The sequence below is a fragment of the Streptomyces marianii genome, from assembly GCF_005795905.1.
Classification (GTDB): Bacteria; Actinomycetota; Actinomycetes; order Streptomycetales; family Streptomycetaceae; genus Streptomyces; species Streptomyces marianii.
Genome location: NZ_VAWE01000001.1, coordinates 8,051,711 through 8,063,733, shown reverse-complemented (window position 1 = coordinate 8,063,733; position 12,023 = coordinate 8,051,711). Strand labels below are relative to the sequence as shown.

The 12,023-nt window shown below is 72.5% G+C and carries 8 protein-coding genes; 2 read left to right on the top strand and 6 right to left on the bottom strand.

The genetic code is table 11. The features are described 5' to 3' along the window. Window positions 1-143: 143 nt before the first annotated feature. Both FEF34_RS36350 and FEF34_RS36345 read right to left on the bottom strand, forming a co-directional pair. Complete coding sequence (locus tag FEF34_RS36350) at window positions 144-1,442, bottom strand: non-ribosomal peptide synthetase (RefSeq protein ID WP_138056960.1); 1,299 nt, start codon at window positions 1,440-1,442, stop codon at window positions 144-146. A 158-nt stretch (window positions 1,443-1,600) separates the two neighbouring features. Continuing rightward, the gene (locus FEF34_RS36345) at window positions 1,601-3,013 is read right to left on the bottom strand and encodes an MFS transporter (protein ID WP_138056959.1); all 1,413 of its coding nucleotides are present in this window, start codon (window positions 3,011-3,013) and stop codon (window positions 1,601-1,603) included. Window positions 3,014-3,350: 337 nt separating this feature from the next. Here FEF34_RS36345 and FEF34_RS36340 point away from each other — a divergent pair, with 337 nt between their 5' ends. Continuing rightward, entirely contained in the window at window positions 3,351-4,058 is a 708-nt protein-coding gene (locus FEF34_RS36340) for an AAA family ATPase (protein WP_138056958.1), read from the top strand. A 263-nt stretch (window positions 4,059-4,321) separates the two neighbouring features. Here the strand turns inward: FEF34_RS36340 and FEF34_RS36335 are convergent, their stop codons facing one another. Both FEF34_RS36335 and FEF34_RS36330 read right to left on the bottom strand, forming a co-directional pair. Then, window positions 4,322-6,040 (bottom strand): acyl-CoA dehydrogenase family protein, encoded by a 1,719-nt coding sequence (locus FEF34_RS36335; RefSeq protein WP_138056957.1) that lies wholly within the window; start codon window positions 6,038-6,040, stop codon window positions 4,322-4,324. A gap of 128 nt (window positions 6,041-6,168) precedes the next feature. Continuing rightward, window positions 6,169-6,735, bottom strand: coding sequence for a PadR family transcriptional regulator (locus FEF34_RS36330; RefSeq protein WP_138056956.1), 567 nt, complete (start codon window positions 6,733-6,735; stop codon window positions 6,169-6,171). 583 nt (window positions 6,736-7,318) lie between these two features. Between FEF34_RS36330 and FEF34_RS36325 the strand changes: the two genes are divergently transcribed. Continuing rightward, window positions 7,319-7,792, top strand: coding sequence for a lamin tail domain-containing protein (locus FEF34_RS36325; protein ID WP_138056955.1), 474 nt, complete (start codon window positions 7,319-7,321; stop codon window positions 7,790-7,792). A gap of 259 nt (window positions 7,793-8,051) precedes the next feature. On the opposite strand, the gene FEF34_RS36320 is transcribed toward FEF34_RS36325, so the two are convergent. Both FEF34_RS36320 and FEF34_RS36315 read right to left on the bottom strand, forming a co-directional pair. Then, entirely contained in the window at window positions 8,052-9,851 is a 1,800-nt protein-coding gene (locus FEF34_RS36320; RefSeq protein WP_407698329.1) for a S8 family peptidase, read from the bottom strand. Window positions 9,852-10,319: 468 nt separating this feature from the next. Continuing rightward, window positions 10,320-11,546 (bottom strand): MFS transporter, encoded by a 1,227-nt coding sequence (locus FEF34_RS36315; protein ID WP_138056954.1) that lies wholly within the window; start codon window positions 11,544-11,546, stop codon window positions 10,320-10,322. Window positions 11,547-12,023: the final 477 nt, after the last annotated feature.

Genomic DNA, 12,023 nt, shown 5'->3' with positions numbered 1-12,023 from the left:
GGGGTGGCGGGCGCCGCCGTGCGGTGCCCGTGGTGTGCCGCGGGCGTGGTGGTGCCCGGTGGTCCGGACGCCGGGGCGGATCACGAGGCTGGTCATGCCGGGCCCTTCGTCCGGGCCGCGCCGCCACGCCGTGCGGGGAGACGTCAGTCCACGGCCGGCCCCGATGGGCGCAGCGTGCCGGCGAGGGCCTCGAACGCCTCGTTCGCCGTGCCGTCGTCCAGGACCGCGCGGTCCCAGACCATCCGCACGCGGAGTTCGGCCCCCTGGGTGACGGACACGGCGAAGGGGGCCCGGACCGCCCTGCCGTCGATGTGTATCTCCCGCCCCTCGACACCGCCCAGCCGCAACGGCGGCCGGCGGCGGTCGTCGTCTACGGTCAGCAGTCCGTCGAGGCGTCCGGTCCAGCCGGAGCCGGCGGACCGTGCGGCGCTCACGACCGCGTCGAAGGGCGCGTCGGCGCGGTCGAGATCGTCCCACCAGGCGTCGGCGGTCACCTCCGGTGCCGGTCCGTGGCCGGTGGCGGCCGGGAAGACGACGGTGTTGAGGAAGCAGCCGATGACCGGCTCGGCGCCGGTGGGGCGGCCGCCCCAGGGGTAGCCGAGCGGCACGACGCCGCCCGGGCCGTACAGCGCACGTGCGGCGGCGCGGCAGGCGTCGAGCAGTTCGGGGAAGGGCACGGTGTCGTCGTGGGCCGGCAGCCTGGCCTCGGCCGAGCCACTCGGGAGCGTGCCTTCGGGTACGCGCTCCGGGCGCGGCGGCGGGGCCTGTTCGCGTACGGCGCGGAGCCGGTCCGCCCAGTACGCGGCGGCTTCGGGCGTGTCCGCCCGCTCCTCCGCGGCGAGTTGCAGAAGGACGGCCTCGCGGTAGGCGGAGAGTTCGGCCTCCGACTCCTCGGGGGCGGGGTGGCCGGCGTCGGCGCTCTCGGCGTACGCGACACCGAGTTCCTCGACGATCCGGGCCAGCGAGCGGCCGTCGCACACGGCGTGGTCGAGGACGACGGCGAGGACGTCGTCCGCCCTGCCGCCGGCGTCGCGTACGAGGAACAGCCTCAGCGGTGACCCGTGCGGGTCCCAGGTGGCCAGCGCGCGGCGGAGCGTGTCGGCGGGCCGCTCGCCGGGAACGGCGGTGGGCCGGATCACGGGGACCTCCGGTTCGCCGGCGACGAGCACGGGTGTTCCGCGGACCACGGCGGGGCGCGAGCGCAGGGCCGTGTGCCGTGCGGCCAGGCGGCGGGCCGCTGACCGGAGGCGTTCGACGTCGACGGTGCCGGACGGGAAGGCGAAGAACATCGGCACCACGTCGGGGCGTCCCGTCGGGTCCAGCGAACGCACCAGCACGAAGCGGCGCTGTGCTCCGGTGACGGGCAGCAGTGCGCCGGTCCGGTCGCCGGCGGCGGCGAGGTGCCGGTAGCGGGCCAGGTACTGGCTCGTGATGCTGAGCACGTGATCCTCTCTGTCGTCGCCGCGGTTCCGCGGGAGGGGCGATGGGGCGCGCGATGCGGGCGGGCACCGGCGGGGTCCGGCACGGATGCGGCGGTGGGGCGCGGTCCGGGAGCGGGGTCTGGGCCGGGGAGTCGCGGCCGGGGAGTGCTGACGGCGGTTCAGCGTGCGGACGCGGGAACGGGCCGCTCGTCGCCGTCCGCGCTCCGGCTGTCCCCCGGTCTCCCGCACCCGGGTCCGCCGTCGTGCGGTGTTGTCCCGTGCGGGGCGGAGTTCGGCGGGCTGTCCGCCGCCTCCTGCGGCGCGCCGTCGGGGAGTCCGCCGGGCCCGGGCAGGTCGCGCATCCGGCGCAGGGGGGAGAGCAGCAGCGGCACAGGTACGGCGAGGAAGCCGAGGGCGCAGCACGCGAGCGCCGTGCGCGCACCGAAGGACTCGGCCAGGGCGCCGCCGAGGAGGGCGCCGAGCGGGAGGGTGCCCCACATCAGGAAGCGCAGGGTGGCGTTCATCCGGCCGAGCAGCCGAGGCGGACAGAGCGCCTGGCGGAAGCTGACCTGGGCGACGTTGTAGACGACGGCACCGAAGGAGACGGCGGCGGATCCGGTGGCGAAGAGGACCGCGCCGGGGATGCCGGGGCCGGACAGGGGCCACAGCACGGCGAACGGTCCGGTCGCCAGGGCGGAGAGGCGGATGAGCCGTGCCTGGCCCAGCCGCGCGGCCAGGCGCGCGGCGCACAGGGCGCCGAGGAGCCCTCCGACGGCCGACGCGGACAGGACCAGTCCGAGGGCCCCCGGCTGAAGCCCCACGGTGCGGACGAGGTGGACGGTCTGCGTCGCCATGAGAACGGCGGTGCAGAGGTTGGCGAGACCCGTGGTGACGGCGATGACGCGCAGCAGCGGGTGGCGGGTGACGAAGCGGACGCCCTCGCCGATGTCCTTGCGCAGGGAACCGCCGGCGGCGGGCTCGGGCCGTTCCTCGGGGCGCTTGATGCCGAGGAGGAACAGGGCGGAGAGCGCGTAGCCGACGGCGTCGGCGATGACCGCGAGGTGGGCTCCGGCGAGCTGGACGAGTCCGCCCCCGATACCGGGACCGGTCACCTGGGCGGTGGAACGGACCGTCTCGAGCGCGCCGTTGCCCGCGACGAGCTGTTCGCGGGGCAGGAGCTGGGGGAGGTAGCTCTGGTGGGCGACGTCGAAGAACACGGTCGCCACACCGACGACGAGCGCGACGGCGTAGAGCTGAACCATCGTCAGGACGTCGGCCACGGCCGCCGCGGGAATGCTCGCCATCGCCGCGGCGCGCACCATGTCCGCCCGGATCATCAGGGGCCGCTTGCGCATCCGGTCGGCGAGGGCACCGGCGGGCAGCCCGATGAGCAGGAAGGCCGCTGTCTCCGCGGCGGTGAGGAGGCCCACCTGGAAGGCGGAGGCGTCGAGTTCGAGGACGGCCACGAGCGGCAGGGCCACCAGTGTGACGTGGGCACCGAGCTGTCCGGTGGCCGCTCCCGCGAGCAGCAGCCGGAAGTCACGTATGCGCATCGGACCGCCGTCGGCGGCGACTCGGGATGTGACGGACATGTGAACGACACTCACTGAACGGCTGATCAGTAGTCAAAAGCCCACGGTCACTTTCGGTCGATTCTTGCGTCATCTTGGGGACTCTTCAGGAAAAATCTCGCCATACCCGAGGTGCATCCGCATGAACGCCTCTCCCGCCCAGCCCGGGGCGGACCCGGAGACCCGGGACGGGGCGACGGCCCCCGGAATTCCCACCCAACGATCCGCCACATAGCGTGACCGTTCAAATCCTGACCGAAAACAACCGCTGCCGGTCACCACAGGGCTGAACCGGTCATTCCGCCAGCTAGGGGACGCGAGAGGCGCCCGGGGACGCATGCCGTGGGAAACTCGGGCGGTGATCATCGAACGCGCGTACGCAGCCGTGGCTCCGCACCGCGAGGACGCATGGCCGTGGAACGTACCGTGCGTACGAGCCCTGCTGGCGGACGGACTGCGTTTCACGGCACCGGTGACCTTCCTGGTCGGGGAGAACGGCTCGGGCAAGTCGACCCTCGTCGAAGGGCTCGCCGAGGGATTCGGGCTCGACTCCTGGGGCGGCTCGCACGAGTGGCGCTACGCCAGCCACCGGCCCAAGTCCGCCCTGGGCGAGCGGATCCGCTTCGACGCCGCGCCCCGGGGACGGCGCATGATGGGCAGCTGGTCGGCGCGCAAGGGGTTCTTCCTGCGTGCCGAGACGGCACTGGACGCACTGGACCGGGAGGGATTCGCGCCGGACACCGTCAGTCACGGCGAAGGGTTCCTGGCGGCCTTCCGGCACAAGTTCCTGCAGCCCGGCCTCTACGTCATGGACGAGCCGGAAGCCGCTCTCTCGTTCGGCTCGTGCCTGGAACTGCTCGGCCACATAGACGAGTTGGCGAGGAGCGGCGGACAGGTGGTCTGCGCCACCCACTCCCCGCTGCTGACCGCCCTCCCGGGCGCCGACATCGTGGAGGTCGGCGAGCACGGCATGCGCCGGGCCGCATGGGACCAACTCGCCCTCGTCGACCACTGGCGCCGCTATCTCGCCGATCCGCGGTCCTATCTACGCCACGTCCTCGGCTGAGCCGCCCTCCCCCGTGCGGCCCGCCCGCCTCACCCGAACGACGAGCCCCTGTCCCGCCGACGTGTGGGACAGGGGCTCTGGCGTCTTCTTCTGCCCCCGATTCCCCGTCGGATGCACAGGAGTTCCGCGGAACGGCGGCCTTCCACCGGGCGGCGGCTCCCCGGCCGCAGGAACCGCCGCCCGGACGGCCAGGCCCGGCTCCGGGGGCCGGCCCGGCCCGGCGTCCGCCGTCGCGCACGCGCGGACGCCGGCCTCCCGTGGCTTTACGGAGCCATCTCGTAGGCACCCGAGAGCGCCTCGACGCGCTCCCAGACGCGCGCGGAACGGGCTTCGTCGACGACCGGCCGGCGGACGGCGCCCAGCGCCCAGCTCTGCTGCCGCTCGTCGGCGGAGTCCTTGCCGTGGAGTTCCACGGCCCAGCCGGAGAAGTCGCGGACGAGGACCGAGAAGAGCTCGTCGAGCACGTCCTCGTCCAGGCCCGTCAGCCCGGCCTGTTCGAGGATCAGCTGGCCGTGCACCACCAGGGCGAACAGCTGGCCGACGGCGAGCAGGAGGTCCAGGTCGCGGCTCTGTGCCTCGTCGGGGGCCGCGGTGGTGACGAACTCGCACAGCGCATCGGCCTGTTCGCGGAAGCGGGCGACGTTGGGCACCCCGGCGTAGGCGTCGAAGGCGGTGCGCCAGTCGTGGAAGCGGATGGAGCCGAGGCCCCTGGCAGGGCCCTGCCGGAAGAGGAAGCCGTCGTCGGCGGCGTCGAGCCGGGTCGGCACCTCCGGGTAGGCGACCGGGTCCAGCAGGTGGTTGCGCATGAACTTCAGGATCAGCGCGAGGTTGACGTGGACCGTGCCCTCGAGCTTCGGCAGGCCCCGGATCTCGACCGCGGCCTGGGCGAAGTAGTTGTCCTTCTCGAAGCCCTTGGCCGCGATGACGTCCCACATCAGGTCGATGACCTTCTCGCCCTCCGTGGTGACCTTCATCTTGGTCATCGGGTTGAAGAGCAGGTAGCGGCGGTCGTCCGGGCCGGCGGAGCGGAAGTAGTCGACGGCGCGGTCGCTGAACAGCTTCATGCCGACGAGGCGTACGTAGGCATCGGCCAGCTCGCGCCGCACGTGCGGGAAGGCGGTGACGGGACGGCCGTACAGGATGCGGTTGTGGGCGTGGGTGACGGCCTCGTACATCGCGTGCTCGCAGATGCCGATCGAGGCGGTGCAGAGGTTGAACTTGCCGACGTTGACGGTGTTGAGGGCGGCGTCGAAGGCCGCGCGACCGGTGTGGAGGACGTCCTCGGCCGCCACCGGGTAGTCCTCGAGGCGGAACTCGCTGACGTACTTGGAGGAGTCGACGACGTTCTTCACCAGGCGGTAGGCCGGGTGGCGGCTGTCGGCCGCGAAGAAGACGTAGCCGTCCGGGCCCTCGACGTCGGTGCGACGGCCGAACACGGAGACGAGCCCGGCTGCGTTGCCGTTGCCGATGTAGTACTTGGAACCGGTCGCCCGGAAGCCGCCGTCGCCGTCGGGCTCCAGCAGCATGTCGGTGGAGTAGATGTCGGCGCCGTGGCTCCTCTCGGACAGTCCGAAGGCGAACACCTCGCCCTGGGAGAGCAGTTCGGCCGCGCGCGCACGGGCGGCGGCGTTGTCGCTCTGCCACACCGGCCCGAGGCCGAGGATGGTGACCTGCCAGGCGTACCAGTAGTCGAGGCCGTAGAACCCGAAGATCTCGTTGAGCGCGGCGATACGGGCGGTGTCCCAGCGCTGGTCCGGCCGTCCGGCGTCGGGGGCCGGCGTGAGGAAGGTGGCGAACAGGCCCTCCTTGGCGGCGAAGGCGAGGAAGTCCTCCAGCCAGACGCGGGAACGGTAGTCCTCGATCAGCCTGCGCTTGCCGCGGGCCTCGAACCAGTCCACCGTGGCGCGCAGCAGCCTGCGGGTCTCGGGGTCGAAGTGCGCCGGGTCGTAGGTGCGCGGGTTGAACAGGAGCTGGTCGGCCATGGGGTACGCCTTCCGGGGTCGAGGGTCGGATTCGGTACGTCGACGGTGCGGTTCGGTGCGGAACGGGTACGGGTGGGCGGCCACGGGTGTGCCGGCGCGACCGGCGCACGGTCACGCGGCCGGCGCGTTCAGGTGCCCGGGCGCACGGCCCCGAGCCGGTGGAGGGTGGCGAGGACGTCGTCGAGCCAGGCGATCGTCATCCGCTCGTAGGCGATGCCGCCGCGCAGCACGACGTGCTGGAGCTCCTGGCCGGCGTCGAGCGGAACGGGTGCCTCCGGGCCGGTGAAGTCCCGCCGCTCCCCCAAGAGGTAGTGCGCGAGCCGGTCGCCGTGCGCCTTGCGGTGCCGTTCGACCTCGGAGATCAGCGCCGCCGGGTCGTCGAAGGCGGCGCCCCGGATCTTCACGGCGAGTTCGTGCCGGATGCTCTCCGGTTCGACCGGCTCGTGCAGCCACCGGGAGAGGGCGGCGCGGCCGGGGCCGGCGACGGAGTACTCCCTCTTGTCCGGACGGCTCTGCTGGGCCACTTCGCGGGCCTCCAGCAGGCCGTCGCCCTCCATACGCTTGAGGACGCGGTAGATCTGCTGGTGGGTGGCGGTCCAGAAGTACCCGATGGACCGCTCGAACCGGCGGGCGAGCTCATAGCCGGAGCCGGGTTTCTCCAGCAGGGAGACGAGGATCGCGTGTTCGAGCGACATGCTCCCGATCCTTCTATGCAACTCGTTGCATAGACAAGGCGCCGCGAACGGATGAGACACGGCTCACCCGACGCGGGCCACCACACCACTCCCCCGACCCCTTCAGCTCTCCCGCCCCCGTGCCGATCCGGGAGAGGGAACCACGTCGCGTCGCGAGAGCGGCCGGCCGGGCCGTCTCGTCACCGACCCCGCCGAGCCACCGGAAATCGTACGAACGAAGGGCCCAGGAATGCTCGTTCGACCCTGACGGCACGGGCACTGTTACACAAATCGGACCCCTCTCTCGACGGCGCACCCAAGCGCGAGCAGGGGGCGCCCGGGGCGCCGGAAACCGCTTGTCGTTGACCAGTCAACCGATCAATGCAAGACGCAACCATCCCCGACCGGGGCGGGGGCGAGAAAGATGACCCATGCAGGCAAGAGTTACGGAGATGTCCGCATTTCGTCATAGCGTCCGGTTTGCGTCTCTTAGGGCCCGCGACCAGGCCAGAGTGAGGGCCCTCGGCAGCAAGCCGGGAACCAGAACCGCCACACAGAGGCCCTGAGCGGGGCCTTGTCGGGCACGTCCTCGAAGGGGCATTCCATGTCTGCTTCTCGCATCACCCGCCGCGTCGTCGCCACCGCACTCGCCTCCGGCGCTCTGGTCGCGGCAGCCGCGCTGCCGGCGACGGCGGCCGGCCACGACCGGCACCACTCCTCCCGGTCGACGGTCGTCATCGGGCAGGTCCAGTACGACAGCCCCGGCAGGGACGACCGCTCCAACCGCAGCCTCAACGCCGAATGGGTCGAGGTGAGGAACACCGGCCGGCACGCGGTCAACCTCCGCGGGTACACCCTCAGCGACCGGGACGGCAACCGGTACCGCTTCGACAACCTGCGCCTGGGCGGACGCTCCAGTGTCCGGGTGCACACCGGCATCGGCCGCGACACCCGCACCGACGTCTACCAGGACCGCCGCAACTACGTCTGGGACAACCGCGACACCGCGACCCTCCGGAACGACCGCGGGCGCGTCGTCGACACCAAGTCCTGGGGACGGTTCGGACACCGCCGCTGACACGGCACCGCACACCCGGGGGCCCGGCCGCATCCAGCGGCCGGGCCCCCGGTCCGTGCCGCAGAACCCGTGCGGCCACAGACCGTCCCCGCCACTCCTTCCCGACCACGCGGCTCACGGCGTTCGCAGGCACCGCCCCTTCCGGGGCGGGGCAGACGGACGGGCCCCGGGGAACGCGCGGACGCGCTCCTCGGGGCCCGTGTTGTGTTCGGCCCGAACCGCTAGTGCCACACCAGGCAACGTTCGCCCCGTCGCGGCACTAGAAGGTGAGGTTCCAGGCGTCGATGCGACCCGTGTCCTGGGCTGCGGTGTCCCGTACGCGCAGCTTCCAGACGCCGGCGGCGACCTCCGACGAGGCGTTCACCGTGTACGTCTTCACGACGTTGTCGGCACTGTCGCCGTCCGGGATGTCCTCGAGCAGGTACACCGTGCCGTCCGGGGCGACGAGGGACAGCACCAGGTCACCGCGGTAGGTGTGCTTGATGTCCACAAAGACCGTGAGTGCGGCCGGGGCGTTGCCCGCCACCCCGGTCACGGTGATGGGCGACTCGGCGGTGGCGTTGTCGTTGACGGCCACGTCGGCCGTGTTCTCGAAGTAGCGGGCCGGGGGCGGCGTGCCGGCGACCGCCTTCAGCGCGTCGACCTGCCCCTCGCCGAAGAAGGCGTTGTCGGCGGTCGTGCCCGTGCAGCGGCTGTCGGACGGGCAGGCGGTGTCGTTGGCCTGGGCGGCGAGGCGGGCGCGCAGATCCGCCGGTGTCGCGCCCGGATCGGTGCTCGCCAGCAGTGCGGCGACGCCCGCCACGTGCGGGGAGGCCATCGACGTGCCGTTCATGTTGCCGTACTTGCCGCCCGGGAGCGTGGAATACACCCCTGACGCGCCGTCACCACCCGGTGCGGCGACGTCGATGATGTCGCGGCCGAAGTTGGAGTACGACGCCTTGGCGTTGCCGTTGCCCATGGCCGCGACCGTGACGACGCCCGGCAGCTCGGTCGGAATGTCGATGCACGCGTTGGTGATGGTGCGGTTCACCGGCGTCGAGTCGTTGGGGCTGGACCTGTCGGTACGCTTGTTCGCCAGGTCGTAGTTGGAGTTGCCGGCGGCAGCGACCTGGAGCGAGCCCTTGCCCTCCGCGTACTGCTGGGCGCGCTTCACGCCCTCGATGATCGCGGCCTGGTCGACGTTGTCCGGGCAGTTGAACATCCACGGATCGGTGTAGTAGCTGTTGTTGGTGACCTTGAAGCCGTGGTCACCGGCCCACATGAATCCGCAGATGGTGTTCTCGGCGAAGAACATGCTGGTGGTGGGTTCGGCTATGCGGACGGAGGAGATCCGTACCCCGGGGGCGACACCGATGACGCCCTTGCCGTTCCGGGCCGCGGCGATGGTGCCGGCGACATGCGTGCCGTGGTCGCCGATGTCGCGCCAGGCACCGGCACGGGTGTCGGGCCGGCCGTAGGCGCAGGAGACCGAGTCCGCCGCGTTGAAGTTCGGCGCGATGTCCTGGTGCAGGTCGTCGACGCCGGTGTCGAGGACACCGACCTTGACCGCGGAGGAACCGGTGCTGACCGCCCACGCCTTGTCCGCCTTGATCTGGGTCATGTCCCAGCGGTTGGACTCGGTGAGGATGGTCGGCGACTGCGACGGAGCCGCGGGCAGCGCGGGGTCGTACGCGTCCGCGGGGACGTCCGAGGTGCGGGTCGCGCCGACCTGCTGCACCCCGGCGACACCGCGCATGGTGCCGGCGAACGCCGGGGACGTGGAGTGCGCCACGATCACACCGATCGCGTCGTGGGACGCGAAGACGGTGCCGCCGTTGGCGGTGACGGCGCCGCGCACCGCGGACGTGTCACCGGGAGCGGTGATCACCAGGTACGCGCGGGTCCCGGCGGCCCAGGCGGCCTGCGGCGCGGTGGGCGCAGCCGACGCGGTGGGACCGCTCGCCGCTCCGGGCGCGGCCTGCGCCGCACTCGCGGGGACCGCGGTCACCAGGGCCGCGCCGATGGCGGCGGCCGCCACGAGCGGACGTCTCAGTCGGCTGGATATGAGGGGGGTAGGCAATGCGTCCTCCGAAAGCCCGGCCCCGCCGAGGCGCACACCGGGCGTGTGATGAACGGAATGGACGCAAGATCTCAGACAGCGACGCCGCAAGGGAAGGCGTTCCGTCATCCAACTGGCCTCGATGGAAAAGTGGTTGACGGCCATTCCGCCTGTTTTGAGCCCCAGTCGAACGGCTTGTCTCACCGGCAGGCGGCCACGTGCCCCCGGCATACGGACGGACGGCGAGCCAGCCGAGCGGAGCATGCGTGACCGAGGAGACCGACTCGGCGCGGGGCACGGTGGGTGGCCGGCCGTACAGCGACAGCACGGCGGGGTGTCGCACGGCCGCGGGGGCGGCACGTCCGGGGCGGTGTGCGAACCCGACGCGCACGTTGCCCGGAACGCGGGCGGCCGGTGCGGCGGAGGGCCACCGCGAAGTGGAGTGCTCCGCCGCACGCCGACGAGCGGGGCCTGCGCGACGCGGGACCGTCAGTCCCGCGTCGGCGGGCGGAGTGCCGCGTACGCGCCCGCGCAGGCGGCGACCACCGTGACACAGCCGGCGAAGACCAGTCCCGCGGTGCGCAGACCCAGCCCCATGGCCAGGGCGCCGACGCCGACCACGGGCAAGGAGATTCCGGCGTACGCGACGACGAAGAACGCCGAGATGGTCCCGCCCCGGTGGTGTGCCGGTGCCGCGCCACTGACCAGGGTGAGGGCGGCGCGGAAGGCGAGGCCCTGGCCGGTGCCGCCGAAGAGTGCACCGAGGACGAGCAGGGGCAGGGACCGGACGACCAGCGACGAGGCCACGAACAGCAGCCCGACGACCAGTACCCCGCAGCCGACGGGGAGCGCCCGCGCGGCACCGACCTTCGGTGTCATCGACTGGCCGAAGGTCGAGGCCAGGAACGCGGAGAACACGACGGCGCCCGTCACGGCCAGGTTGTGCACGTCCAGGGTCCGCGCGAGGAAGCCGGGCGCCACGGCCGTGAAGAGCCCGAGCAGGGCGAAGCCGGCGAACGCCGCGACGGACGCGGGCACGAAGACGCCCTTCACCCCGTGCGGCACGGAGATCCCCTGCGGGCTCAGCCGGGGCCATCGCCGCGGGTCCTCGACCGTCTCCGGCAGCAGCCAGGTCAACACGCAGGCCGCCGCGATCAGTCCGAGGTGCACCCAGAAGACCAGCTTCAGCGGCCACGGCGCGTACTCCGCGAGCAGCCCGGACAGCAGTGGCCCGCAGCCCAGGCCCCCCATGTTCGCGGCGGTGGCCGCGAAGGCGGCGCGGGCCTTCTTCGCCGGCGCGGCGAGTTCGATGACGGCGGCCGTCGCGGCACCGCTGAGCAGCCCGGCCGCGAAGCCCGACAGCAGCCGTCCCGCGAACAGCAGCGGCAGACCGGTCTCGAGCAGGAAGCAGCAGGCGCTGGCCGCCGAGAAGCCCATGGCGGCCAGCAGTACGGGGCGGCGCCCGGCGACGTCGGAGTAGTTGCCGGCCACGAGCAGGGCGGTGATGACGGCGACCGCGTACACGGCGAAGACGACCGTCACCATCAGCTCGGAGAATCCGATCTGTTCCTGGTAGAGCCCGTACAGCGGCGTGGGAAGGGTCGTCCCGGCCATGCCGATCGCAAACACGGCGGCAGCCGCCGGATATCCCGGTCGTCTTCTCCGGCGGGCTCCGCCGTGGCCCGCCACTGCTGTTCCGCCCGTGCGATCGACCATCCCGGCACCCTACGAGCGATGGCTCGTCAGGGCCGCCCGCCACGACGTGCGGGCGGCGCCGTCCGCCGGCCGGAGGCGCCGGGGCCGGGTCTCCGGTCACCCGTGCGGTTCGCGGCACGGCGCCGCACCACCGGCGCCGTGCGGGGCGCCGTCCGTTGCCGGGGCGCCGCGACCGGCCCGGTCCGCGACCGGCCGCGCCCACGTCCAGGAGTTCGTCCCCGGCCCCGCTCAGCGTGTCGGCAAGGAGCTCGTACCCCTGGCAGGCGACCGCGGTCAGCAGCCCGGCCCTGTCCCCCCGAAGTGGTGCTGACACGCGGCGTGCGAGACCCCCCGTCCGGCGGGCCGGCTCCCGCAGACTCGTCGCACCCGGACCGGACTCGCCGATCACCTCGACCGCCGCGTCCGGGAGGCCCTGCGCAGGTCACCGTGGTGACAGGGCTGACGCGCCATCGGAGGGCCCCCGATCTTTCCTCTGGA

Coding starts and splice junctions, on each gene's coding strand:
- FEF34_RS36345 (WP_138056959.1), bottom strand. CDS start 3,013: ATGTCCGTCACATCCCGAGTCGCCGCCGACGGCGGTCCGATGCGCATA.
- FEF34_RS36335 (WP_138056957.1), bottom strand. CDS start 6,040: ATGGCCGACCAGCTCCTGTTCAACCCGCGCACCTACGACCCGGCGCAC.
- FEF34_RS36330 (WP_138056956.1), bottom strand. CDS start 6,735: ATGTCGCTCGAACACGCGATCCTCGTCTCCCTGCTGGAGAAACCCGGC.
- FEF34_RS36325 (WP_138056955.1), top strand. CDS start 7,319: ATGTCTGCTTCTCGCATCACCCGCCGCGTCGTCGCCACCGCACTCGCC.
- FEF34_RS36315 (WP_138056954.1), bottom strand. CDS start 11,546: ATGGTCGATCGCACGGGCGGAACAGCAGTGGCGGGCCACGGCGGAGCC.